This is a genomic window from Cryobacterium sp. N21, from assembly GCF_002929575.1.
Taxonomy (GTDB): Bacteria; Actinomycetota; Actinomycetes; order Actinomycetales; family Microbacteriaceae; genus Cryobacterium; species Cryobacterium flavum.
Map to the genome: position 1 here is coordinate 268,018 of NZ_PJJQ01000035.1, position 23,550 is coordinate 291,567.

At 62.1% G+C, this 23,550-nt stretch carries 23 protein-coding genes and 1 pseudogene; 8 read left to right on the plus strand and 16 right to left on the minus strand.

What is annotated here, in order from left to right:
- The first annotated feature begins 213 nt into the window (after window positions 1-213).
- Together CXY77_RS15660 and CXY77_RS15665 are read left to right on the plus strand one after the other, a co-directional pair.
- Window positions 214-2,400 carry a glycosyltransferase family 2 protein gene (locus CXY77_RS15660; protein WP_369827289.1) on the plus strand — a complete coding sequence of 729 codons (2,187 nt, stop codon included), beginning with the start codon at window positions 214-216 and terminating at the stop codon, window positions 2,398-2,400.
- On the plus strand, window positions 2,397-4,001 hold the full coding sequence (locus CXY77_RS15665) for a glycosyl hydrolase family 18 (protein WP_104089071.1): 1,605 nt from the start codon (window positions 2,397-2,399) through the stop codon (window positions 3,999-4,001). Before CXY77_RS15660 ends, CXY77_RS15665 begins: the two co-directional genes overlap by 4 nt.
- A 125-nt stretch (window positions 4,002-4,126) precedes the next feature.
- Here CXY77_RS15665 and CXY77_RS15670 read toward each other — a convergent pair whose 3' ends face one another.
- Both CXY77_RS15670 and CXY77_RS15675 read right to left on the minus strand, forming a co-directional pair.
- On the minus strand, window positions 4,127-4,651 hold the full coding sequence (locus tag CXY77_RS15670) for a transposase (protein ID WP_104089070.1): 525 nt from the start codon (window positions 4,649-4,651) through the stop codon (window positions 4,127-4,129).
- A 349-nt stretch (window positions 4,652-5,000) separates the two neighbouring features.
- Window positions 5,001-5,216, minus strand: a pseudogene (locus CXY77_RS15675) (transposase); the annotation flags it as partial.
- Between the two features lie 877 nt (window positions 5,217-6,093).
- Here CXY77_RS15675 and CXY77_RS15680 point away from each other — a divergent pair.
- From CXY77_RS15680 to CXY77_RS15690, 3 genes are all read left to right on the plus strand, one after another.
- Complete coding sequence (locus CXY77_RS15680; RefSeq protein ID WP_104089067.1) at window positions 6,094-6,573, plus strand: hypothetical protein; 480 nt, start codon at window positions 6,094-6,096, stop codon at window positions 6,571-6,573.
- Between the two features lie 528 nt (window positions 6,574-7,101).
- A complete protein-coding gene (locus CXY77_RS15685) occupies window positions 7,102-7,422 on the plus strand; it encodes a hypothetical protein (RefSeq protein ID WP_104130450.1) in 321 nt (106 codons plus the stop codon).
- Between the two features lie 17 nt (window positions 7,423-7,439).
- Complete coding sequence (locus tag CXY77_RS15690; protein ID WP_140425556.1) at window positions 7,440-8,030, plus strand: DUF916 domain-containing protein; 591 nt, start codon at window positions 7,440-7,442, stop codon at window positions 8,028-8,030.
- Window positions 8,031-8,243: 213 nt separating this feature from the next.
- Here the strand turns inward: CXY77_RS15690 and CXY77_RS15695 are convergent, their stop codons facing one another.
- The 7 genes from CXY77_RS15695 to CXY77_RS15725 form a co-directional block, all read right to left on the minus strand.
- Window positions 8,244-8,840, minus strand: a complete 597-nt coding sequence (locus tag CXY77_RS15695) for an ArsR family transcriptional regulator (RefSeq protein ID WP_140425557.1) — start codon at window positions 8,838-8,840, stop codon at window positions 8,244-8,246.
- 19 nt (window positions 8,841-8,859) lie between these two features.
- Window positions 8,860-9,228 (minus strand): hypothetical protein, encoded by a 369-nt coding sequence (locus tag CXY77_RS15700; protein ID WP_140425558.1) that lies wholly within the window; start codon window positions 9,226-9,228, stop codon window positions 8,860-8,862.
- Between the two features lie 70 nt (window positions 9,229-9,298).
- Window positions 9,299-10,003 carry an SDR family NAD(P)-dependent oxidoreductase gene (locus CXY77_RS15705; protein WP_104089059.1) on the minus strand — a complete coding sequence of 235 codons (705 nt, stop codon included), beginning with the start codon at window positions 10,001-10,003 and terminating at the stop codon, window positions 9,299-9,301.
- Between the two features lie 2 nt (window positions 10,004-10,005).
- Complete coding sequence (locus CXY77_RS15710) at window positions 10,006-10,770, minus strand: SDR family NAD(P)-dependent oxidoreductase (RefSeq protein WP_104130451.1); 765 nt, start codon at window positions 10,768-10,770, stop codon at window positions 10,006-10,008.
- Entirely contained in the window at window positions 10,763-12,169 is a 1,407-nt protein-coding gene (locus CXY77_RS15715) for an MFS transporter (RefSeq protein WP_104130452.1), read from the minus strand. Before CXY77_RS15715 ends, CXY77_RS15710 begins: the two co-directional genes overlap by 8 nt.
- The gene (locus CXY77_RS15720) at window positions 12,166-13,056 is read right to left on the minus strand and encodes a polysaccharide deacetylase (protein ID WP_104130453.1); all 891 of its coding nucleotides are present in this window, start codon (window positions 13,054-13,056) and stop codon (window positions 12,166-12,168) included. The genes CXY77_RS15715 and CXY77_RS15720 overlap by 4 nt, the downstream gene beginning before the upstream one ends.
- Entirely contained in the window at window positions 13,053-14,126 is a 1,074-nt protein-coding gene (locus tag CXY77_RS15725; RefSeq protein WP_199181932.1) for an asparaginase, read from the minus strand. The genes CXY77_RS15720 and CXY77_RS15725 overlap by 4 nt, the downstream gene beginning before the upstream one ends.
- A 202-nt stretch (window positions 14,127-14,328) precedes the next feature.
- On the opposite strand from CXY77_RS15725, the gene CXY77_RS15730 reads away from it, so the two are divergent.
- The 3 genes from CXY77_RS15730 (at window position 14,329) to CXY77_RS15740 (ending at window position 16,377) form a co-directional block, all read left to right on the plus strand.
- A complete protein-coding gene (locus CXY77_RS15730) occupies window positions 14,329-15,366 on the plus strand; it encodes a LacI family DNA-binding transcriptional regulator (RefSeq protein ID WP_104130526.1) in 1,038 nt (345 codons plus the stop codon).
- A 298-nt stretch (window positions 15,367-15,664) separates the two neighbouring features.
- Window positions 15,665-16,024: a YidH family protein gene (locus CXY77_RS15735; protein WP_092340272.1), complete on the plus strand. Its 360-nt coding sequence runs from the start codon at window positions 15,665-15,667 to the stop codon at window positions 16,022-16,024.
- Window positions 16,025-16,029: 5 nt separating this feature from the next.
- Window positions 16,030-16,377 carry a DUF202 domain-containing protein gene (locus tag CXY77_RS15740; protein ID WP_104089052.1) on the plus strand — a complete coding sequence of 116 codons (348 nt, stop codon included), beginning with the start codon at window positions 16,030-16,032 and terminating at the stop codon, window positions 16,375-16,377.
- 25 nt (window positions 16,378-16,402) lie between these two features.
- Here CXY77_RS15740 and CXY77_RS15745 read toward each other — a convergent pair whose 3' ends face one another.
- The 7 genes from CXY77_RS15745 to CXY77_RS15775 form a co-directional block, all read right to left on the minus strand.
- A complete protein-coding gene (locus tag CXY77_RS15745) occupies window positions 16,403-16,789 on the minus strand; it encodes a RidA family protein (RefSeq protein WP_104130454.1) in 387 nt (128 codons plus the stop codon).
- A 52-nt stretch (window positions 16,790-16,841) separates the two neighbouring features.
- Window positions 16,842-17,573 carry an IclR family transcriptional regulator gene (locus tag CXY77_RS15750; protein ID WP_092340275.1) on the minus strand — a complete coding sequence of 244 codons (732 nt, stop codon included), beginning with the start codon at window positions 17,571-17,573 and terminating at the stop codon, window positions 16,842-16,844.
- Between the two features lie 60 nt (window positions 17,574-17,633).
- Window positions 17,634-19,211, minus strand: coding sequence for an amidohydrolase family protein (locus CXY77_RS15755; protein WP_104130455.1), 1,578 nt, complete (start codon window positions 19,209-19,211; stop codon window positions 17,634-17,636).
- Window position 19,212: 1 nt separating this feature from the next.
- Window positions 19,213-20,388 carry an ABC transporter ATP-binding protein gene (locus CXY77_RS15760; RefSeq protein ID WP_104130456.1) on the minus strand — a complete coding sequence of 392 codons (1,176 nt, stop codon included), beginning with the start codon at window positions 20,386-20,388 and terminating at the stop codon, window positions 19,213-19,215.
- Between the two features lie 5 nt (window positions 20,389-20,393).
- On the minus strand, window positions 20,394-21,230 hold the full coding sequence (locus CXY77_RS15765; RefSeq protein ID WP_092340278.1) for a carbohydrate ABC transporter permease: 837 nt from the start codon (window positions 21,228-21,230) through the stop codon (window positions 20,394-20,396).
- A complete protein-coding gene (locus CXY77_RS15770; protein WP_104130457.1) occupies window positions 21,227-22,150 on the minus strand; it encodes a carbohydrate ABC transporter permease in 924 nt (307 codons plus the stop codon). Before CXY77_RS15770 ends, CXY77_RS15765 begins: the two co-directional genes overlap by 4 nt.
- A gap of 80 nt (window positions 22,151-22,230) precedes the next feature.
- On the minus strand, window positions 22,231-23,487 hold the full coding sequence (locus tag CXY77_RS15775) for a sugar ABC transporter substrate-binding protein (RefSeq protein ID WP_158252859.1): 1,257 nt from the start codon (window positions 23,485-23,487) through the stop codon (window positions 22,231-22,233).
- Window positions 23,488-23,550: the final 63 nt, after the last annotated feature.

Genomic DNA, 23,550 nt, shown 5'->3' on the forward strand with positions numbered 1-23,550 from the left:
GTGGACCTCACGCCGCTGCCCGATCGCATATCTGGAGTGTCCTTGCGTAAACTCAACAATTTTGATAACCGAAAACACCAACTTGGGTCAGAAAAATCAACGACCCCACTACCCAGCGTACATCCGCGCCCCAGCGACGGAAAGCTACTCCGAGGACGCCTGGGCATTGTCGCCACGATCATTTTCTGGGCGGTTTACGTCATCTACACAGTGGTGCGCGAGTTTCTCAACTCGGGCACGGCCGGTTTTCGTTTCACCACCGAGGCCCTCGCTTACGTAGTGATCGTGACCGTTCTCATGTTCTCGGCGCTCATGTATCTCATCTCACGCCAGGGTGCTCTGCAACGGTTTCGACATCACCAACGAGTGCCACGCAGCGTTCTCGACAACCATTTCACCGAAAACCACAGTGCACTGACCGTTCTCGTACCGTCGTATGCCGAGGAACCGTCGGTCATTCGTGCAACTCTCTGGTCGGCGGCACTTCAGGAGTACCCCACGATTCGACTCGTACTGCTCATTGACGATGAGCCCAATCCCGCCGACCCTGCAGTGCAGCGTCGGCTGGACGAGACACGCGGAATTGCCAGCGAGATCAATGACGCATTGGTGGAACCAAGTCGTCGTTTTGCCGACGCTCTGCTTCTGTACACACTCGAACTCAACGACTCGTCCGAGGTGACCGGCGACGCCGTCAGACGACTGTCCGCCCACTATCGATGGGCTGCACGCTGGCTCAAAACCCACACCAACGCAGACGATACCCGGGATCACGTGGAGAAGTTCTTCGTCGACGAGGTACTGGGCGGACTCGCTAGCGATTTTGGTCTCATCAGTTCGGCGCTCGACGCTGCCGCTTGGGAAGAGCTGGCGCCGACACCGAAACGCATGATGGAGCTTCATCGTCGTCTCGTCTGGACGTTCACGGCTACCGTCGATACCTTTGAGCGCAAGCAGTTTTCATCGCTCTCGCACGAGGCCAACAAAGCTATGAACCTCAACGCCTATATAGGCCTCATGGGCGGCTGTTATCAGCGCGAAGAAGGCCCAAACGGCAGTATTCTCTGGCCGGTACTCGACGCGCCCAAGTCCAACTTCATTGTGCCCGATGCTGTCTACCTGCTCACGCTCGATGCCGACTCAGTGCTACTACGCGATTACTGCCTGCGGCTTGTCTACTTTCTGGAACAATCAGAAAACTCACGCGTGGCCGTCACCCAAACGCCCTACTCATCATTTAGGGGCGCACCGACCCGACTCGAACGGTTGGCCGGCGCCACTACCGACATACAGCACATTTTGCACCAGGGAATGTCGCACTACGGAGCGGCCTTCTGGGTCGGGGCCAATGCCGTCATTCGCAAACGCGCCCTGGAAGACATCGTTGAAGTCGAAACAGTCGGCGGCTTTGAGGTACGACGCTACGTGCAGGACCGCACCGTCATTGAAGACACCGAATCGAGCATCGACCTCGGCGTGCACGGCTGGAGTCTGGTCAACTACCCGGAACGCCTCAGCTATAGTGCCACCCCCCCGGACTTCGGATCACTCATCGTGCAACGCCGGCGATGGGCCAACGGCGGTCTGCTCATCCTTCCAAAATTTCTCAAGCAGGTGCGTGCCCGGCATGGAACCGACAACCCGGTGACACTTCTGGAGCTGTGCCTTCGGCTGAACTACATCAGCTCGATCGCCTGGGCCAACGTCGGGCTGCTGTTCCTGCTCGTTTACCCCTATGACAGCCGCCTGCTCAGCCCAACCGTGCTGCTGGCATCGCTACCATATTTTCTGCTCATGGGCAGCGACCTGCGCTACAACGGCTACAAATTCTCAGACGTTCTGCGCATATACGGCCTCAACCTCATTCTCTTACCGGTGAACCTCGCCGGAGTACTCAAATCTCTGCACCAAGCGATCACCGGAAAGAAGATTCCTTTCGCCCGCACTCCGAAGGTCAAGAGCCGCACGTCAGCACCCCTCCTGTTCGTTGTCGCACCCTACGCGATCGTCGCGTTCTCCGCATTCACCGCGTGGCGCAATATCTCGTCTGAGAACTGGGGCAACGCTCTCTTCGCCGCCGTCAACACGGTGCTTGCTCTCGCCACCATTCTTACCACCATCGGAATCTGGAACTCAATCGTTGACGTCTGGCTCGGTCTTACCAACTGGCTGTGGATCGAGAAGAAACGCAATCGCGATTTCGTTCCAGCGCAGACGGCGCCGCCAAGCCCTTCGCTCAATTGGCGTTCCGTGCTCTATCACGGTGAAATAACTGACCACCCACAACTCACCACACCCGTGCCAAAAAGTAGCGAAGTAGTTCGCTGGTCCAACGAAAAGGACTTTCTCATGCCATCAACCAGTCGCGAACTGCACTCGCGCGTCGAAGAACTTTCATGACCGAGCAGAGTGTCGCCGCGCCCACCTACGTTCGACCGACCCGCCGGCTAGGATTCTGGCGAATGACATTGGCCACCTTCATCGTGCTCGGCCTCACCGCCGGCAGCCTCGCTGGCTGGCAGTGGTGGACGGCCACCCGCGCCGTCGCCTCCTACGATCCGTGGTTCGCCAGCTATGTCGACGTGACCGCGACCCCGAGCTACGCCTTCGAATCGCCAACCACAACCGCACGAAAAAACGTTGTACTCTCATTCATCGTCGCCGCCACGGATGACCCCTGCGAGCCGACCTGGGGAACGGCGTATTCACTGGACGAGGCATCCGCATCCCTCGATCTCGATCGTCGACTTGCACGCCTCAGCCAACTAGGGGGCCATGCCACGATCTCGTTCGGTGGCGCCATCAACGACGAGCTAGCCACCGGCTGCTCCAATACCGCCAAACTTGCCCAGGCATACACCACAGTTATTGACCGGTACCAGACGTCGAACATTGACCTCGACATTGAGAACACAGCCTTATCGGATTCGGCCGCCGGTGAACGACGCGCCGCCGCAATCAAGACAGTGCAGGATGAGCAGGCAGCTGCCGGCAAACCCCTGGTGGTCTGGCTGACCCTTCCCGTGGCTCCACACGGACTCACTGACGATGGCAAGCGGGCCGTCGAGCAACTTCTGGCCGCCGGGGTCGACCTCGCGGGTGTCAACGTCATGACCATGGAATATGGCGAAAGCAAGAAACTAACTGCGTCGATGGCGGATGCGTCGATCGACGCTCTTAACGCCACTCACGCTCAGCTCGCCGCACTGAACTCGGCCGCTGGCATCGCCATGACCGATGCCGATCTCTGGTCACGTATCGGTGCGACACCGATGATCGGACAGAATGGAACGGTTGACGAGGTCTTCGGACTAGCCGATGCGCGCACGCTGAATGCTTTCGCACAAGACAAGCAACTCGGCCGTATGTCGATGTGGTCGCTCAACCGGGATCGCGCCTGCAGCCCAAACTATGTAGACATTAAGCAGGTGTCTGACGCCTGCAGCGGCGTCGACCAGAACGACCAGAGTTTCTCCGACATTCTCGGCGCGAAGTTCACGGCCATTCCCGGAAGCGCCCCGCCCCTCACCGGAGCAGCAGACGCGGCGCTCAAGCCTCAGGCAACGACGGCGCCAGTGGCCATCATCAAAGACAACCCTCTGACCAGCCCGTATCCGATCTGGTCAGCCGACACGACATATGCCAAAAACACCAAGGTCGTGCGCAACAGCAACGTGTACGAGACCAAGTGGTGGAGCCTGGGCGATATCCCCGACAACGCCGCACTGCAAGCATTCGAAACTCCGTGGGAGCTCGTGGGCCCCGTGATGGCCACCGACACGCCGCAGGTGCAGATTCTTCTACCAGAGGGAAGCTACGCTAACTGGTCGCCGACCAAAATCTACGAGGCTACCGAGCGCGTGCTACTCGCAGGCGTGCCCTACCAGTCGAAATGGTGGAACCAAGCCGCCAGCCCGAGCGCCACAGCACTCAACGGCGAGACCGGTCCGTGGCGCCTGCTGACAGCGGCCGAGGTGACGGAAAAACTGGCGCAGCAATAAGAGCATCCGGCTCGACGAGAGCACTCTCACGCGCTTGAGCTGAAGCATCCCCTCGGAAACCGTCAAGGCGAATGAGGCCAGTGGGAGTTTAGGCAGCTGGTTCGAGCCCGGCATTCTCGGTGGGTTTATGGGCTGGTTTGTTGATCCATGCCGTCGCGGGAATGGACAGGATCTTTGGTGCGTGGCTGGTTGATGGTCGCTGTTCGGGCGGTGCTGATGGCGTTTCGGGCAGTCAGCAGCACGCTCAACGCGGCGTGGTCGCCGGTGTGTGCGCGGGACGCGATCACCCGTTCGACGGGCAAGGCGAGCGCTTGGCGGGCGGCGAGTTCAGCGTCGATCTGGTCGGTCTTGCCGACACGGCGAACACCGCGCTTGGGAGGTCGTGTTTCGGCGACGGCGATGCCTTCCCATGTCAACAGATCATTAAACTGGGCGCCATAGGACCCGGTGCCTTCCATCGCCACCAGCATGCGCCCAGGCGCATGGCGCAGCATCCAGGCGTGGGCGCGTTTGAGCCCGGCCGGGCTCGTCGGGAACGTGTCCCCAGCCTGCTTGGCGCCGTCGGAATCGAGCACCACTAATGCGTGCGTTTTGGCGTGCGTATCGACGCCGATGACATGGTCGAACACCTGTGAGACGATGGTCACCATAACTTCTTCATCATTGAAAATGCGGGTGCTATTACGTGCCGGTCTGGGATTCCTCCCGGAGAACGGTCAGAGGCTTAGTGAGTCAAACTCCTGCAAGCATCAAGACCAACCTGCCAGCCGATAACCATTACAGAGGTTAAGGAACATCCGGTCGAGCTTCAGGTCCGCGTTCTCTTTGCGCAGCCGAAGCAGTTCCCTCGACGAGCACATGTTCAGGATCGCTCATGATCCTTGTCCTTCCTCATAGATGAGGACAAGTATCAAATGGCCGGCTGGATTGCCCATGTTCGTGGCCATCACTCGCCGCTGATCTGGGCTTTCAGGCAAACATCGGCATAATCCGAACATCAGAACAATTCAAGAATGCGGTCTCCGCCCGCAACTCGTGAACTTCCCGCTCGAGTTCCTTCAAACGAGCTCGCTCCGACATTGTCAAATCAGTCTCTGTGACGCCGTTGGCCTCGCGGTACTCGTTGAGCCAGTTCCGGAGAGTCTCGGGGCCGACGCCGTACGCGGAAGAGACGGCCTTGATCGGTTTGGACGTGTCGATCACCTTGCGGCACAGCTCATCTGTGAACTCCTAAGTGAAACGCCTATGTCCTGCGGTCATGATGATCTCCACTTTCAGTGAACCCTCATTCTAAGAGGGCCCACTGTCCAAGATATCCGCGGCAGTTCCCACTAACCCAGCATGCGATAACTGCGTGGACAAATATTACTCACTTTTTCTTCTGCGCCGTACTCCCCGAACTGGGTTGTTCATACGGAAATTTGACCCGTCTTATTCTGCTAAATTTTTTTTTAGAAAACTAATTTGCTTACTTAGCAAAGTTTGTCACTCGGTTTTATACCAAGCGTGTCTTGTGATGAATATATGTGCGGCGCATCGGATACAGATCAAGTTTTTGGGTGAAACTTTTTGGCAGGTGCATGACGCTTATTTGTCTCGTTTTACATGGTGGGGAGAGGGCACAAGTCTGCGGCTCTGGTCGGTCCTGCGTGTGCCACATCTCGTCTGATCTTCTGACTCACGCGTTCCTCTTGTAGATACCGGGTGTTGTCGAGCCCTTCTTCGACATGCCTGTGCAACGAGATGCACCGGCTCGGCTTTACCTGTTGACCTGTCAGTGACGTGGCGAGGGACCCGCGGCGGTACCCGGGAGTGATCTCGTTGGGGAGTTGCGTAGGGACTCGTGTAGACGCCGCTCGGCAACATCTTCGACTTCACAAGGAGAACGTCTCGTGCGTACACAACCTCAAAATGACATAGCTGAGGTGAAAATGTTCGCCAAGCGCAGATCGGCGCTACGGCACACAGCCACGGAAGCCAACATCACCTCAACGACTATCCACCCCGCTCAGATCGAACCGGGATTTCACAAGAGCACAGTCTGGACCACCACCCGCGCTATTGCTAACGGGCTACCGTGTGCGAAACTCTCATGACGACGTATATTCCCGACCCTGAGGCTTTCTTCCGAGATATTAACGCTGGTATATGGAAAGATATCCGCCAGTTTTTCCCTGCCGATGAATGCCAAGCGGGCATGCTGTCGACACTCACTGGCGGTGAAGAATTACGGTCTGCGCATATTTTCACTGACGCGTCTGGTGTACCGTACTTTCGTGATGCTGGCAACTTGATGTTCAGCATTAACGACATTGAACGCGCAGAAAACGTGCTGGTCATCGCGTCCACCTACAACGAAGCATTATCAGACGTGGACGATGACACGCTGGGTGGCGCCGTGTTCACACACATGGCGTGGGTGTGTAACGGTGTTCATAGCTCACCGGTCAGTGTGGGGTTGCTGCGTCAATACCTCGGGAAGCTCATAGACGCCAGAAAAACTGCACGCCACATTACACACAGCTCCTTCGTAAAAGGATGGGAAATCACTGGCGAACCGGGCGGTCGTTGACAGGTACCACGATGGCGCATGATTTAGGTGTACAGCCGCGCAACACCCTCGCCGAAGACACGTCCGCCTAGCAATTACGAGACCTTTCAGTGCGTCTCATTCACCCCAACCTGCCCTGACATCGAGCAACACTCATTAATACGTTTCTTTATCCCGAACGGGGGGAGAATCGAAGAGATTCAACCTGCTTAATATTGCTATCCCTGTAATGGAAAATAAACGATCTAATTAGGTACTATCTCTGCGCGATATACACCATTCGCGACGTCTGACGACAATGCGAGCGGTACACCGAGAGCAGATGACGAGTCCCCGTCGGAATTCTTTGACTGCATATGGTGCTGCGCTTTATCGCCCTCACCTCCCTTAGCTTCGACGACGATTTTCGTCCCGTTCGCCTGCCCCGGTGTGTCCGTCATTGAGATGCGCAGTAAAGCGCCGGCCTCAATCATGCGCTGTGCTATGCGCCGGGGGCACAGGATCATTTTTTCCGCTTCACCTCATCATCAACCAATAAGTAGTTCCAAAATGCGCAAAATTACCAAGGTCAGCGGCGCCGTTGCCACCGCGGCTCTCCTCCTTGCGGTAGGTCTTTCGCCTGCGATGGCAGCAACCGAACCCGTGAACGCGACTATTGCCGGCGGCGCCCTGGTCGCGAGCACTCCGAGCCCCACCATGAGCAGTGTGTTGCTGGACGGAACCACCACGACCTCAACGGGGAGCACTGCTACAGACTGGAGCATCAGCGACCCCCGTGGAACCGGGGCGGCATTGAGCCGCACTGCCGCCGCCACCGCCTTCACCAGCGCGGCTGGCGCCGTGGACTCAGTAAACTACGCCGAGGATTGATCATCCAAAGTGCCACCGTGCAGGGCGACACCTCGGTCGTGGACGGCGAAACCGCCTTCCGGGTGGACGTCGTTCATCGCCAAGGGGTGCGCATTTACCTCACTGTTGCGGGCACCGCTGTCAAGTCCCTGGAGCCTGGCGACCTGAGCTGGGAACAAACCGGCGGGGCAATCACGTTCACGCTTCCCCTGCACAACACGGGAAATACCATCCTGCACCCCACCGCCACCCTTGACGCCAGCGGATGGCTTGGAGCGGACCGTGAAGTCAACTTTGACCAACCCGAAAGTGTACTGCCGGGGTCGAGGGTGGAGCTGAACGCCACACTCGAAGGAATACCTCCCATCCAGGTCGGAAGCGCAGTCGCAACTATCGTCTCAGAAGCCGGCACGGATCACGTTCGGACCCAGGTCGGCTATACCCCGTGGGCGATGATTGGTGTAGTCGTTCTCCTGATCGCCGCTGGCTGTTACGGCACTGTGCGCCTGGCCCGTTTTATTCGTCGCGCGCGACACGCGATCGCTGAAGTTGCCCAAACGGAATCGGACGCTCTGGCGGCAGAGGATGCGATACTGCCCAGTGGCCGCGTGAGACACCGCGGCACATAGTTCGTGTCGATGCCAGAGCCTTGCGGCAGGAGTCATAAGCCATCGCGAAACTACCGGTTGGGTCGGTATCCGCGGTCAGCCGGGACGACGCGAGATGCCGAACGGCTTCCTGCAGCATGAGGTCGGCCAAGGCGCGGTCGGCTCGCACTCTCTCGATGTGACCTCGAGCGATGAGATCGTCGACTCCGGCTCGGCCCTGGTGCCAGCGCGTAATCACGATGCCCGCAGATCGAGTTGTACAAGTGGCCGAGCCTGCACCTTTCTGATAAATCCGTCGTCAGCACGCTGCCATCGGTTCGGTGAGATCACGTTGATGCTCACCTCACGACCCAGCATTTTCGTCGCCTCGAGTGCTATCGGGTAAAACTGGCTTGTTTCCACGTCGCCGACAACAAGCAGGTCGATGTCGTTCGGATCGTTGCCCGGCTCGCCGTCCAGGCGAGCGGCCCACGAACCGTAAATGTAGGCAGCATCGATACCGGGCAGACCGCGCAGCAGATCGGGAATGAGGGCAGTCGGCCCATATCCGTAGGTGACTATCTGCTTCAGGGCTGCGTAGAGCGGATGCTCCTCGTTGACACGGATCATGCGGTTGCGTCCCACGCGGCGTTCGGTCAGATAACCACCCCGTACGAGACGATCGACATCTCTGAGGGCAGTGGGCAACGTGGCCTCAGCCAACCGCGCAAGCTCACTCACGGTGACCTCGCGCTGCGGGCGCGCGAAGAGCTGAGCCAATAGACGTCCTTGGGTGTCAGACCGCAGGATTGGGCTCAGCAGAGGGACAGACGGTTTCATAAAAGAAAGCATATGCAATCTTTATTGAAAGTCAACTGGGCGCCGCGTAATCTCGAATCACTCGTACCAACGAAGCCGTTCCGTATTGCGCGCCGGCGAGCGGCCGCTGCCGCGCCAGGTGCTGGCCAAGGGCAAGGACCTGCGCAGCGAGACCGTCAGGGTCCTCGACTTGCGCCCGAGCCTCGATTGCCTGGTGAATGTGCGGCCCGCTTCGGGAGAGCAGCGCAAGCCAGACATCTGCCACCGTGGGGCACAATGCCATCGAACCGGTGGCGCTGGTCACCGACCACCCGGCGGCGAGCGCCGCAATGCGGGGTGTGCCGGGCAGCCCGGCACAGACGGCGGTCACCGTCTGCGCCACCAACATCCGCTTTCTCAAGGTGTGTTCATCGCCCATCACCGCGTCGGGATGGACCGTCGTACCGCATGCTCCGCACACTCTGGGTTCCTAACTGACCGAGTGGCCCACGTTATTGCATCACATCGCCGGAATTTGGCCCCAGGGTCTGCCCCACGTACAGGTTTCCTCCCGGTTCGCTGGCCAGCAGCAGCGCTGTTGGGGCGACTTCGGCCGCGATGCCGAACCGCCCGAGGGGCAGTTCGGCCCGCTTGGCAAGCTTCCATTGCTCGGAGATGCCCTGCACGAGCGGGGTTTCGATTGGGCCGGGAGCAATGCTGTTGACAAGCACATTGTCGCCCGCGACCTCGAGCGCCAGCGATTTCGTGAAGGCAACGACCCCGGCCTTGGCAGCCGCGTAGTGGCTTAGGCCGTTACCACCCTTAATGGCGAGCTGGGAGGCGATGTTGATGATGCGGCCCCATTTCTGTTGGCGCATCTCCCCCACTACCTCCCGGCAGCACAGGAACACCCCGGTGAGGTCGACCGCGAGGGTCTCGTTCCACATCGCGAGGGTCATGTCTTGTATCGGTGACTCGGTGAGCAGGCCGGCGCTGTTGACCAGGATGTCGATGGTGCCCAGGCGTTCCCGTGCCAGCGCGAAGGCCGCCCGCACGCTGTCTTCCTGCGAGACGTCGACGCCGATTGCTAATTCGTGGGTGCCCGCGCGGTCGAGGACGACCACGCGGTCGCCGTTGGCGATGAATGCCTGGGCGATGGCCCGGCCGATTCCGCTGCTGCCGCCGGTCACGACGACTCCACGCCCGGTGTGATTCATTTTCAGGCCCTCATTTTCACGGTGAGTCCACCGTCGACGATCAGGGACTGTCCGGTGACATAACCGGCATCTGCTGAGGTGAGAAACGCGATGACGCTCGCCACCTCGGCCGGCGTGCCGACACGGCCCCACGGAATGTCCTTGCCGGCCTGGGCGAGGCCGTCGGGGCCGAGCGAATTCACCGGGTCGAGTGACTGCGGGGTCTCAATGAGCCCGGGAATCACCGCATTGACGCGAATTCCCTGTGGTCCCAGTTCCACGGCCACACTACGAATCAGACCGAGCACGCCGGCTTTCGCCGCTGCATAGTGCGCGTGGCCTTGCCACCCGTAGACCCCACCGGCGATGGACGAGGTCGCCACCATCGCACCGCCCTCGGTCATGCGATCGGCCGCAGCACGCAGGGTACGCAGCACGCCGGTGAGGTCGACGTCGAGCATGTCGGTCCAACGAGCATCCGTCATCTCCGTAAGCGACGAATTACGCAGGATGCCCGCATTCGCGATGGCATAGTCGAGCCGTCCATACTCGTCGACGGCGCGCTGCGCGAAGGCATCAACGGATGCCGTACTGCGCACGTCGACCTCGTGCACGACTGCTTCACCGCCGGCGGCTTGCACCAGCCGCAGCGTTTCTTGCGGATCATGCGGGTCTCCCGAAAATGAGCCAATGATGCTGCGCACCCCCAGACCGGCGTAGTGCACCGCTAGCGCCCGACCTATACCGCTCGCAGCTCCGGTGATGATGGCAACGCGGGGCTCAGGCACGCTGGGCTTTCAGCTCGTTTTCCGACTCGATGGCGAGCGGAGCTTCTGCCATGGGCTTGGCAGCGAACATGAGCACGCCCGAGATGAGGGTGCCGAGGGCGCCAACCCAGAGCGCGGCGGTTCCCGTGTTGGCTCCGGCAGCAACGGCGGTGAAGAGCGCGCCGCCGAGGACGATTCCGGGCTGGCTCATCGCGCCGATGAACGCCGTGCCGGTGGCGCGGCAGCTCACCGGATAGCACTCCGCCATGAAGTACTGAATAGCCGCGTACGGGCCAACGAGAAAGAAGAGGCCGGCGCCGAAGCTGGCGACGATGGTCACGGGGCTGTTAGCGAGGGGGCTCAACATGATGGTGAAGGCGACCGATGCGAGAATCCAGCCGCTGATGATGGTGCGCTTGCGGCCGATCTTGTCGCCGAGCCACCCGTGAAACACGTAGCCGAAGTAGGCCAGGGCGTTGATGACGATGAGCATCCAGAAGGCGTCGGAGAGTTCGACACCCTTGGCATTCTTGAGCACGGAGCTTCCCAAAATGCTGAAGATCATGATGCCCATGAAGTTGAAGATCCAGGCGAGCGAGAACACGATCGTGTTGCGGCGCAGCTTCGGCTCCCAGATGAGCTTGAGCGGCGTGGTCGAGGAATGCTCGACGCCATACGACCCGGCGAGCAGGTGAGCCTCTTCGGTGCGCCCGGCCTTCTCGAGGCGGGTGAGTTCACTATGCAGTTCGAACTGGGGAGTTTCTTTGAGCTTGCGCGCGATGGCCCACACGATGAGCGCGGCGGGGATGGTCGCCATCAGATATAGGGCGCGCCAGCCGAAGGTCGGAAGAAAGGCCAGGGCGAGCGCACTGGCGAGCAGAAAGCCGAGCGGCCAGCCGCCCTGAATGAAGGAGTAGCTCAGGCCAGGGCGCTTGCGCTTCTTCTCGTCTTCGGTGACCTGGTAAACCTCGTTCATGTAGGTCGCGTTGACGGCCTGCTCGGAGAACCCGAGACCGCCAAAGGATCGCACGATCACGAGCAAGCCACTGCTGAGGAAGGCCATTCCGGTGGGGATGATGGCGGTGAGACCGGAGACGATGGCCGTACCACCGACGGTGACCATCATGCCCTTGCGGCGTCCGAGGCGGTCGATGACCGGGCCGACGCCGAAGCACACGATCGCGGTGCCCACGGCGATCCAGGTGTTGATCGCGTAGGCTTCCGGCGCCGTCCACCCGAAGGATTCCTGCATGGCGGGAAGGAGAGTGCCGAACAGTCCGTAGTCGAAGACGGCAACGGTCCAGGCCAACAGCGCCAGAATCGTGGCGGTGCGGGTCTGCTTCACGGTGAAGGCGGGAAAACGACGTTTCTCATTGACGCTTGGCGCCGTGAGATCGAGGGTGGAGGATTTCAGTTTCATGCGGAGGGGACCTTTCGGGGGGAACGGGCGAGGAACGAATCTGCAATCTGGTCGAAGGTGTTCCAGCTGACGCCTTCGTAGGAGTTGAAATGCTCGATCAGGCGCTCGAGCATGAGGAGCACTTGCGGTCGTCCGGAGACGTCGGGGTGGATGGTCATGGTGAAGACGGCCTGATCCATTTCGCGGTAGACCCAGTCGAACTGGTCCTTCCACATCTGCTCGATATCGCGCGGGTTCACGAAACCGTGCGAGTTCGGTGCGGCCTTGATGAACATCATCGGCGGCAAGTCATCGAGGTACCAGTTGGCGGGGATCTCGACGAGGTCGGTCTCGATGCCGCGCACGAGCGGCTCCATCCAGGTCTGGGCGTCCTTGCCGTAGTCGATCTTCTTCCAGCTGTCACCAACACGCACGTAGTACGGCTCGAAGTCCTTGTGCATGAGCGAGTGGTCATATTTGATGCCGCGTTCGAGCAGAATTTCATTGGTCACCGAGGAGAACTCCCACCACGGGGCGACATACCCCGTGGGCCGACGGCCCGAAACGTTTTCGATCAGTTCGATGGAGCGGTCAAGGATGGCGGTCTCCTGCTCACGGGTCATGGCAATCGGGTTCTCGTGGGAGTACCCGTGCACACCAATCTCGTGGCCCGCAGAGACGATCATTCGGGTCAGCTCGGGAAACGTCTCGATTGAATGCCCCGGAACAAACCAGGTGGCGGGCAGGTCGTACTTGTCGAACAGGCGAATAAGCCTCGGCCCCCCGACCTCGCCGCTGAACATGCCGCGGGAAATATCGCACGGGGAGTCTTCACCGCCATAGGAGCCGAGCATTCCGGCGACGGCGTCGACGTCCACTCCAAATGCGATTTGAATATCTTTCTTCATGAATGTGCCTTTCGTGTGGAGTGAACGTACAGAGAATCGTAGGTTTTGTCTGGCGCTGGAGCGGCGCCGTGCACGGCGAAAGCTTGGGCAATGTCGTCGTGGTCGCGGCCGAGCAGCAGGAGCAGGCTGAGCAGAATCATCGACTGCGACGGCCGCAGGAGGCCAGACGGGATAGCCCCAGCCGCGACCAGGTCGCGCCCCCCGCCGGCACCATAAACCGGGATAACAGGGCCGGCGCTCACCCGTGTGCTTGTCACAACCACGGTTCCGTGAGCTGCGGCTTCGGCGACGGCGGAGCACAGGGCGGGGTTGGCATTGCCGCTGCCCGTCGCCTGCAGCACAATTCCGCCAGCCCCCGCAGCAACGGATGCCCGCAGCAAGACGCCGTCAGCCCCCGGGTAGGCAGAGATCACGTCGACTCGCAGGGCCTGGTCACGCGGGACGGCTGGGAGCGGAAGTGGCGGCATCCGCTCGTTCGAGCCGGTCATGACGACGTCACCGACGGCGGTCACGACACCCGCCGAGCCGAAATCGGGGTTGGTGAAGGCATCCAGGGCGAAGGTGTGCGCCTTACGCACGCCACGCGCCGAAAAGATTTCGCCGGCAAAGACGATGAGCGCTCCGAGGCCAGCCGCGTCGGGCGACCCGGCCACCGCGATTGCAGCGGCCAGATTGGCGGGACCGTCGGGATCGGCTGCGTCGGCGGATTTCTGGGCCCCGGTGAATACCACCGGGCTCAGATCGTTATGGGTGAGGTCGGCCAGATAGGCAGTCTCTTCCATGGTGTCGGTGCCGTGCGTGACGACGACGCCGCGCACGGTTGGATCGGCGAGGGCGATCTTGATCTGCCCGCAGATCGCGATCATGTCGTGGAGGGTCAGCAGGTACGACCCCTCACAGGCGACGTCAATGACCCGCATCGGATAGGCAAGCGGGGCGTCGAGGGCGTCGAGAATCTGCGATCCAGCGTCGGCGGCGACGGCCGCACCACCTTCGGCCGGGAAGGCTCGCGACGAGATCGTTCCCCCGGTCGCCAGCAGCACCACGTGGGTGCCGGCACGATCTGTCATGTTTTCTCCGAAAGTCGTTACCCAATCGATTGGGTTATTGGTGAAAAGAATATTTACCCAATGTTTCAGCCGACTGCACGCTTCGTTGCGGGTAAGTAACGTCTGCTACCCAATCGTTTGGGTAGCGAGGTGCTCAAACTATAGAATGGGATCAGCAGGCGCGTCAAGCTTCAGCTCGGGAATGGAAACTGGAGACAGCGACATGACAGACATCAGACCGGGGTCGGTCACCCTCAAAGACCTGGCCGCGGAACTTGGCCTGCATCCGTCAACAGTGTCGCGAATTCTGCACGGGGAATCCGACACGGCGCGGGGCGCCGCCGCACCGGCCACCGCCCAGCGCGTGCGGGATTTGGCTAAGAAGGTGGGGTACTCCCCCGATCCCCAGGCCGCCAGCCTGCGCACCCGGCGCACGCACCTTCTGGGCGTGATCGTTCCGCGGCTCTCCGACCTCGTTCTGGCCGTTATGTATGAGGGAATCGAGGAAGCGGCAGACGACGCCAACTACTCCACCTTCGTCATGAACTCCCGCGACGATACGGCAATGCAGCGGCGCAAGGTGGAGGTGATGCTGTCGCGGCGGGTGGACGGCCTGATCATCGGAGACGCGCACCTCGATGGAAACATTCTCGACGAGCTCACCGCACGCCAGGTGCCCTTCGTGCTCATGAACCGTGCGATTGCCGGATTCACCTCGGCGACCTGCGACGACACCCTCGGCGGCGCACTGGTGGCCCAGCACCTGTGGGACCGAGGCCACCGAGTTGTCTCCGTCATCGCCGGTGAGAAATATGCCAGCACCGCGGTCGATCGAACCAGCGGTTTCGTCTCACGTTTTCGCGCTCTGGGCGGGGCGATTCCCGAGAGCGCGATTGTCTGGGCTCCCTTTGACACGATGGGCGGTCGGACCGCGGCCGACACCATTCTGCGCAACACCTCTCGTCGACCCAGCGCGATCTTTGCGGTCAACGACTTCGCCGCCATCGGCGCCATGGGCGCGGCGAATTCTCTTGGTCTGGTGGTCGGCAGGGATTTGGCGATTGTGGGATTCAACGACACGTCGCTGGCTGCGCAACTGCCCATCGCGCTGTCGTCGGTGAGGTCACCGATGCTCGACATTGGCCGGGAGGCAGTGAAACTGCTCCTCGGCGTACTCAATGCCGACCGGGTGGAGTCGGTTCGACTTGCCCCCACCTTGTGTGTGCGCGCCAGCAGCGATTTTGAGCGGACTGCGACGTAGGGACGGCCGCTCGCATTCCTGGGCGCTGCACCGGTGCTGGCGGCGGGTCGGCATCCGCTGGGGCTGGTCGTTCTGATCGGTAAACTGAGATCGGCTGGCAGCGACGCCTCGTGACGGCAACGATCGGCCGGTCAAAGCGTTTCATGGGGGTTCAATGGTGTCTGCGGCAATTTCGAGCTCGCGAGTGGCCGGGGGCGCGATCGTCGCGACCCGACATCGGAGGGTCGCGTAGCGGCACCCGCGTGCCGCGCCCAGGTCGCCGCACGGCCGCTATTGCCCACCGGTATGCTCGGGGGATATGAGATCACGGTTTCCGCGCAAGGTCTTTGAGGTGGGCGACGAGCCCGATCCGCGCTTCAGCCTCGCCAACGAGCGCACCTTTCTGGCCTGGATTCGAACGTCCCTCGCGCTGCTGCTCGCCGGCGTTGCGCTGGAAGCGCTGGATGCTCCGATTCAGGCCGAGATCCGCCTCGCCTCCGCGCTCATCTTCATCGCCCTCGGTCTGGTGTCGATCGTGCACGCCTGGTGGTCGTGGGCCGCAACCGAGCGGTCCATGCGGCTGATGCAGCCGCTGCCCGGCCTTGCCGTCGGAGCCATCATCACCAGTGGCGCGGCCATCGCCATCGTCGGCATCATCGTCGGGAGCCTGCTGGTGTGAGCGGGATGCGAATTTTCGAGTCGGGGCTTCAGCCGGAGCGCACGCTTCTAGCGTGGCGACGCACCTGCCTCGTGCTCGCGCTGGGAGTCGCCGTCTCGATTCGATTCGGTGCCGTCACCGACCCGCTGCTGGCACTGCTTATTGGCGTGCCCGCTCTCGCGCTCGTCGGCGCTGCCTATGCGCTCACCTCGATTCGCTACCACCGGGCCACACGGGCCCTGGTGGACAACCCGACCGCGGCCATCAGCGGGGGCAAGGCCGTGGCCGCGGTGACGCTCACCGCCCTACTCATCGGGCTCGCTGCGCTCGTCTTCGTCGTCTCCCAGTCGGCGGTGCTGGCGGGCTGGGGCTAGATATCGACGAACTCGTGCGTCGCGCCTACTCGGATGCGGGGAGGACCGCCACCACGTCGATCTCGACCAGAATGTTGGCCAACTGGGAGCCGACCGTGGTGCGCACCGGGAACGGCGCGGTGAAGAACTCCTTGTAGGCCTCATTGAACTCGGCGAAGTCCTCGTTGAGGTGCTGCAGGTGCGCGGTGACCTTGACGGAGTCGTCGAGGGTGAGTCCGCGCTCGGCGAGCACAGCGGAGATGTTGCGCAGCACCTGGCGGGTCTGCTCACCGACCGTGGCTGCCTTCTCGCCGGTCTCGGGGTTCTGCGGGCCAAAACCGGCACTGTAGAAGAACCCGTTGGCTACGATGCCCTGGCTGTAGGGGCCAGCCGGCTGGGGAGCGTTGGCGGTTCTGATGGCGATTTTCGTCATGGTGTTCCTTTCGTGGTGGGCGCGCGCCACGACAACGGCGCGACACCCGTGATCATCCAAGCTCGCGAGAAATGAGCTCGGCAGTCTGTTGCATCAAGGGCAGGTGAGTTTTGAGTTGGGGCAGGTTTTGCACCATGCGGATAGCGGTCACCGACAAGGCACCGACGACACCCATCGACGAGTGGATGGGGACGGCAACACAGTTGACGAAGTCCTCGAACTCCCGGTCGTCGGCCGCCCACCGCTGCTTCTTGACGATCTCGAGCTCGCGGTCGAGCGCGTCTCGAGAGGTGATGGTGTGCTCGGTGAATTTCTCCCAGGTCGACCCGGCCAGTACCGCGTTGCGGCCGCCCTCGTCGAGATCGGCCAGGATGGCCTTGCCGACGCCGCTGCAATAGGGCAGCACGGCTTTGCCGATGCGCGAATACATGCGCACACCGTTGGGATCTTCGACCTTGTCGACGTAAACGATGCTGCTCTCCATGAGCGCGGCCAGGTGCACGGTATTGCCGACCACCTTGTGCAGGCGACGGATATGGTCGTGCGCTGCCTCTCTCAGGTCGAGGTTGTCGAAGGCCAGTTTGGAGAGCGAGATGAGGTGCAGGCCCAGGGTGTACTGGCCCGACTTGCGTCGGTGCACGTAGCCCACCTCTTCGAGTGATTGCAGCTCGCGGAACATGGTGGAGCGGTGCAGCTCGAACATTTGCGACAGCTCCACGACCGTCTTCGGCCCCTCCGCGATGGAGTCGATGATGAGCGCGGCGCGACGAACGCTTTTCGACATGTGACTACTTTCTCGTCTGAGGACCGAACCGGTTGATGCAAATACTGCAACACTGCGACGTTATCGCCCTATCGGGACCCGTCGTAATCCCCGACCGGCCAATTCGGAGGTGAGCTGGCCGTCGCGCAGCACCGGCCGGCCGGCGACGAAGACATCGTCGATGCCGGTGGCCAGCGCGAACGGCGCTTCGTAGGTGGCATGATCGGCCACCGCGGCCCCGTCGACGACAATGATGTCGGCGATCTGCCCGGGTGCCAACCGCCCGCGCTCACCGAGTTCGAAGGTGTCGACCGGCCGGGTGGCGAGGTGCGCCACGGCCGCGGTCCAGGTGTAGAAGCCGTGTTCACGCACGAATTCGCGCAGGTAGCGGGCGAAGGTTCCGTGGGCCCGCGGATGCGGGTGCGCACCCACAAAGATGCCGTCCGACCCGCCGACGTGCCGCTCGTGCGAGAGGATGCGACCCAGCTCCTCGACCGGACGGGCGTAGCGCACAGCCATGATGGCGTTCACTTCAAGCCGCGAGGCCAGGAGCAGGTCGAGCGCGAAGTCGATCGTGTCGACGCCTGCCCGCGCGGCTCCCTCAGCGATCGTGAGGCCGTGCGCCCAGGCGTATTCGGGCGCCCGGATGTGGCCGAGGGTAATCATGGTGGGCCAGTCCGGCCCGAGACTCGGCTTCTGGTCGATCTGCGGGAACCACTCCCGGCGGAGCGCCTCGCGCGCTTCGGGCCGGGCCAGCTCGAGCAGAATCTCGTGCACCGGGCGAATCGCCAATTCCGGCGGCAACAGCGGCATGGCCAGCAGCGTGCATCCGCGGGTATAGGGGTACGCGTCAAAAGTGGTGTCGATGCCGGCGCCCCGCAACCGATCCAGCAGGGGAAGGAGCGTGTCGGCTTCGGCGTGAAAGTGCGAGATGTGGGTGCGCACCCCCGAGTGCCGGCTAATCGCGGCGATCTCGTCGACTCCGGCGGCCGAATTGGCCTCATAGCCGCCGCGCATATGGGTGACATACACCGCGCCGACGGCCGCGACCGGCTCGCACAGGGCAGCCAGTTCGGCGGTGTCCGAGTAGATCCCCGGCACGTAGTCGAGCCCGCTCGACAGGCCGATAGCGCCGTCACGCAGCCCCCCGGTGACGAGGTCGCGCATGCGGCCCAGCTGCTCCGGGGTGGCGGGCTCGGTACTGCGCGCCATCACCTCGTGCCGCACGGTTCCTGCCGGCACGAGGTAGGCCACGTTCAGCCGGGTGGTGTGATCGTAGGTGGCGAGCAGGTGGGCAACGCGCGGGCCCCGATAGGTCGGGTGCTCGCCGTTAATCGCGGCGAAGTACTCCGACGCGTAGGCGCCGTCTCCGGGCGCGTAGGAGATGCCGTCCTGGCCGCCGATGATGGTCGTCACGCCCTGGCGCAGCAGCGCGAGCTGCACCGCTGGATCGAAGACCTTGCCGTCGCCGTGCGAGTGAGCGTCGACGAAACCGGGCAGCACGAGCCGGCCGGTGCAGTCCACATCTATGTCTCCGGGCTCGGCCGGGACCTCGCCGACGGCTTCGATGCGGTCGCCGCGCATCGCGAGGTCGCCGCGGTACGGCTCCGTCGCGCTGCCGTCGACGATCGTGCCGTTACGCAGCACCAGTCGGGTCATGTCAGGGCTCCAGTCGTTTGCCGGTCTCGGGGTCAAACAGGTGAACGGCGTCGCTGGCGAAGGTGATGCGGCATCCGCTATTGGTCGTGAACTGCTCTTCACCGGCGATGCGGGCGTAGTGCAGGCCGCGGCTGGCACCGACCCCCACGTCGACGGTGGCACCGACCGGCCCGGTCTTGACGCCCACGATGGTTTCGGCACCGAGGTGTTCCACCACAAGGGTGTGCGCCTCGATCGAGAGCAGGTCGCCGCTTGGCGAATCGAGCCCGATCTTCTCGGCCCGCACCCCCAGCGACACCGTCTGCAACCCCAGCGCCACAACGGATGCCGCCCAGCCGGCGGAATTTAGCACCGGCACATCGCCGACATAGAGCAGTCCGTCGCGCACCGTCGCCGCGAAGATGTTCATCGGCGGGGAGCCGATGAACCGGGCGACGAATTCGTTGGCGGGAGCGCTGTAGATCTCGGCGGGGGTGCCGTATTGCTGCACGACGCCCTCGTTCATGACGATGATACGGGTGCCCATGGTCATCGCCTCGACCTGGTCGTGGGTGACGTAGACGAAGGTTTTCTGCACGCGCGCGTGCAGGGCCGAAATTTCGGCGCGCATCTGCATGCGCAGTTTGGCGTCGAGGTTCGACAGTGGTTCGTCGAACAGGTAGATCGCGGGTTCGCGAATGATCGAGCGGGCAACGGCCACCCGCTGACGCTGGCCGCCGGAGAGTGCTTTCGGGCGGCGTTCGAGGTAGTCGGTGAGTTCGAGCATCTCGGCGGTGCGCTCGATCTTGGCCTTGATGTCGGGGCGCTTCAGTAGCCGTGACCGCATCAACGCGCCCCAGAACGGCAGGTGGTGCCACCAGCGAAAGTTGTCCATGATGAGCGGAAATGCGATGTTTGCCCGCACGGTCATGTGCGGGTACAGCGCGTAAGACTGGAACACGAACGCGATATTGCGCTGCTTCGGGGTGAGGGCGTTCACAACGTCGTCGCCGAATTTCAGGGTGCCGGAGCTGATGTCGGTGAGCCCGGCGACCATGCGCAGCATGGTGGATTTGCCGCAGCCCGACGGGCCGAGCAGAACCAGGAATTCCTTGTCGTCGACCGTGGCGCTGAAGTCGCTGATGACAGTGTTGGCGCCATAGCTCTTGGACAGGGCGTCAAATGTGAGCGATGCCATCGGGTTCAGCCTTTCACAGAGCCGGCGGTGAGACCGGCGACGATCTTGCGTTGCATTAGAAGGAAAAAGATGGCTGCGGGAATCGTGAAGACGATCGCCCCGCTGAAGACCATGTCGAGCGGCGTGGTGAATTCGCCGATGAAGGAGGCGAGCCCGGTGGAGGCGACCCAATTCGCGGTGTCGTGAATGAAGGTGGTCGCGAACAGGTATTCATTCCAGCCGTCGAAGAAGGTGATGACGGCTGCCGCCGCGAGGGAGGGCGCAATCAGCGGGATGAACATGACCTGCAGAATCGTGAGGGCGTTGCAGCCGTCGACCCGCGCAGATTCTTCGATCTCGTAGGGCACCGTGTCCATCGCCGATTTAAGCAGGAACACCGCGACCGGCATGGCGAAGGCCGTGTTCACGAGCACGAGCCCGTAGAGCTCGTTGAGCAGCCCGAGGGTCATGAACATGGAATAGAGGGGAACGATGAGCAGGGCTTCGGGCAACATCTGGGTGGCGAAGAAGCCGAAGGTCATCAGGCCCTTGCCGACGAACTTGTAGCGGGAGAGCGCGTAGGCGGCCAGGCAGGCCAGCAGCAGACTCAGCAGTGTGGTTCCCCCGGCCACCAGGGCGGAGTTGCCGAGCCAGCGCAAAAAGGGCGAGTCGCTCACGAGCACCTGGAAGATGTTCAGCGTGCGGCTGAAGTCGGGGATTATGCGCTGGTTGTTGGAGTAGAGATCGCCGACCGGCGTCATGGCCGTGTTGATCATCCAGAACACGGGGAAGCCCGCGAGGATGACGAGCACGAGGGCGAGCAGACTGCGCACCCCGATGCTGAGATTGCGCCTGCCGATCATGATTCGATCCCGTTCGCTTTGGTCGCGCGTTGTTCGACGAAGAAGTAGACGACGGTGACGATGAGCGAGAGCAGCAGCCCCAGCACGCCGGCCGCCGCGGCCAGTCCCAGGTTTCCGTTATTGAAGGCCTGGCGGTACACGTTAATGACGATCGTCGTCGTCGCGTCGACCGGGCCTCCTCCGGTGAGCAGCCAGATGATCTCAAAGCGACGGAACGACCAGATCGTCATGAGCAGGGCGACGACGCGCATGGTGGGCGCAATCTGCGGCAGGACGATCTGTTTGAAGGTGGTGAAGGCATCCGCCCCGTCGACCCGGGTGGCTTCGTAGAGTTCCTCGGGAACGGACTGCAGGGCAGCGAGCACGATGAGCATGACGAAGGGTGCGAGCTTCCAGACCGTGGCGATGACCACGGCCAGCATGCCGTAATTGGGGTCGATGAGCCAGCCGACCTGACCGAGGCCGAGCCCCTGGGTGACGTCGCCGGCGATGCCGTTGGTGTCGTTGTAAATCCAGCGAAAGACCAGTGCGAGGGCAACGGTCGGCACAGCCCAGGGCAGCACCATGATGGTGCGGGCGATCGCGCGGCCGGGCAGAAACCCATTGATGACGAGCGCAGAGGCCGTGCCGAGAACGAGGCAGCCGATCACGGTCGCCGCCGTGTAGATGAGCGTCGTGTAGACGCTCTTCATGAAGGCACCGCTCGTGATGAGAGCGGTGTAGTTGTCGAAGCCCACGTAAGAACCGGCCGAGGGGTTGAGCAGTTTGCTGTTCGTGAAGCTGAGGTTCACCCCGGTCAGCAGCGGGAACGCCGTGAAGAAGAGCAGGTAGAGCACGGCGGGGCCGATGAAGATGTAGGGCGCCGAGCGCACGCGTTTCTTGGTACGAGCGGGCCGCGCCTGGGGCATTACGGAGACCATGCGACTCCTCGAAAAGTCGGGTGGAGAGCGACCCTGCTCGGGTGCGGCGGCTAAAAGCCACCACACCCGAGCAGGCTGTTTTACTGGGTAAGTGCTTCAGCCTGTTTCTGGGCTTCGGCGAGCGCTTCTTCAGCGGAGATGCCCTCGGTGAGCACGCGTTCGATCTGCGTGAGCACGATCGTGCGAATGGCCGCGGTGTCGGCCTCGAATCCGGCGATGATGACGCTGCTGGCGTCGTTGACCTGCTCGTGGAACGCGGCAACCCAGGGGTTGGCGCCCAGCAGTTCGTCGGAGGCGGCAACCTCGGTGGCGATGGCCGACGGGAAGAGCGTATCGGCGAGGCCCTGCTGGGCGTCGTCGGTGAGCATCCACTTGATAAAGTCTTTGGCCGCGTCCTTGTTCTTGGAGTTGGCGTTGACACCGATGGAGAAGCCGGCGTAGGCCGAGCCGCCCTCGGGGAAGGGCAGCACGGCGGAACCGATCTTGTCGGCCGGAACCGCGTCGCCGACCAGGGTCATGACGGCCGAGGAGTTGTCGATGGCCATTCCCAGTTCGCCGGCTGCGAAAGCCGAGCGGTAGGTGGAGGCGTCCTGGCCCTTGCCGAAGCCCGAGGAGTCGTAGACCGACTTGAAGGCCTCGACCGCTTCGATGTTCTCGTCGGAGTCGATGGTGAGCTTCTCACCGTCTGACCACTCGCCGCCGTAGCCGAATTCCCAGTTGGACTGGTCGGTCCACCACGGGGTTTCCTCGTTCATCTGGTGGCGAACCGAGAAGCCGGTCTTGCCGGTGGTTTCGGTGATTGTGGCCGCAGCGGTGATCAGTTCGTCGACGGTGGTGGGTGCTTCGACACCGGCAGCGGCGAGGATGTCGGTGTTCCAGAACAGGGAGTAGGGAACGACCTCCCAGACCAGGCCGAGCTGGCTGCCATCGACGACGTAGTTGTCGTTGATGTTGCGCAACTCGGTTGCTTCGCTGACGACATCGTCGAGCGGTTCGAGCAGGCCGGCATCGGCCAGCTGGGGAAAGTAGGCGTCGGGGATGACGAACACGTCGGGGCCGGCGCCGGCGCCGAACTGCGTGCTCAGAGTCTTCTCGTAGTCGGCGCGAGCGATCTCGACCTTTTCGAGCGTCACATCGGGGTTGTCGGCCGTGTAGCCGTTGATCGTGTCGAACAGTGCGTCACCGCGGGTGGGCTCCAGAAACTGCCAGGTGGCCACGGATAACGTGCCAGCGGCCGCGGCAGTGTTGGCGGCTTCATCGCCACCGCCTGCACAGCCCGAGAGTGCGAGTGCGGCGACCGCTATGACGGCGACCGGGACTGTCTTAAGAACTTTCACGTTTCCTCCTAGTGCAAATGACGCTTGTGCATATGTTGCAACGCATGTTGCAGATGATGTGAA

Bases quoted from the DNA above. Each gene is read 5' to 3' on its own strand.
- CXY77_RS15740 (WP_104089052.1), top strand. From the start codon at position 16,030: ATGCGAATTTTCGAGTCGGGGCTTCAGCCGGAGCGCACGCTTCTAGCG.
- CXY77_RS15715 (WP_104130452.1), bottom strand. From the start codon at position 12,169: ATGAAACTGAAATCCTCCACCCTCGATCTCACGGCGCCAAGCGTCAAT.
- CXY77_RS15730 (WP_104130526.1), top strand. From the start codon at position 14,329: ATGACAGACATCAGACCGGGGTCGGTCACCCTCAAAGACCTGGCCGCG.
- CXY77_RS15770 (WP_104130457.1), bottom strand. From the start codon at position 22,150: ATGGTCTCCGTAATGCCCCAGGCGCGGCCCGCTCGTACCAAGAAACGC.
- CXY77_RS15665 (WP_104089071.1), top strand. From the start codon at position 2,397: ATGACCGAGCAGAGTGTCGCCGCGCCCACCTACGTTCGACCGACCCGC.
- CXY77_RS15750 (WP_092340275.1), bottom strand. From the start codon at position 17,573: ATGTCGAAAAGCGTTCGTCGCGCCGCGCTCATCATCGACTCCATCGCG.
- CXY77_RS15680 (WP_104089067.1), top strand. From the start codon at position 6,094: ATGACGACGTATATTCCCGACCCTGAGGCTTTCTTCCGAGATATTAAC.
- CXY77_RS15705 (WP_104089059.1), bottom strand. From the start codon at position 10,003: ATGAATCACACCGGGCGTGGAGTCGTCGTGACCGGCGGCAGCAGCGGA.
- CXY77_RS15720 (WP_104130453.1), bottom strand. From the start codon at position 13,056: ATGAAGAAAGATATTCAAATCGCATTTGGAGTGGACGTCGACGCCGTC.
- CXY77_RS15685 (WP_104130450.1), top strand. From the start codon at position 7,102: ATGCGCAAAATTACCAAGGTCAGCGGCGCCGTTGCCACCGCGGCTCTC.
- CXY77_RS15725 (WP_199181932.1), bottom strand. From the start codon at position 14,126: ATGACAGATCGTGCCGGCACCCACGTGGTGCTGCTGGCGACCGGGGGA.
- CXY77_RS15695 (WP_140425557.1), bottom strand. From the start codon at position 8,840: ATGCTTTCTTTTATGAAACCGTCTGTCCCTCTGCTGAGCCCAATCCTG.
- CXY77_RS15670 (WP_104089070.1), bottom strand. From the start codon at position 4,651: ATGGTGACCATCGTCTCACAGGTGTTCGACCATGTCATCGGCGTCGAT.
- CXY77_RS15755 (WP_104130455.1), bottom strand. From the start codon at position 19,211: ATGACCCGACTGGTGCTGCGTAACGGCACGATCGTCGACGGCAGCGCG.
- CXY77_RS15765 (WP_092340278.1), bottom strand. From the start codon at position 21,230: ATGATCGGCAGGCGCAATCTCAGCATCGGGGTGCGCAGTCTGCTCGCC.
- CXY77_RS15745 (WP_104130454.1), bottom strand. From the start codon at position 16,789: ATGACGAAAATCGCCATCAGAACCGCCAACGCTCCCCAGCCGGCTGGC.
- CXY77_RS15735 (WP_092340272.1), top strand. From the start codon at position 15,665: ATGAGATCACGGTTTCCGCGCAAGGTCTTTGAGGTGGGCGACGAGCCC.
- CXY77_RS15760 (WP_104130456.1), bottom strand. From the start codon at position 20,388: ATGGCATCGCTCACATTTGACGCCCTGTCCAAGAGCTATGGCGCCAAC.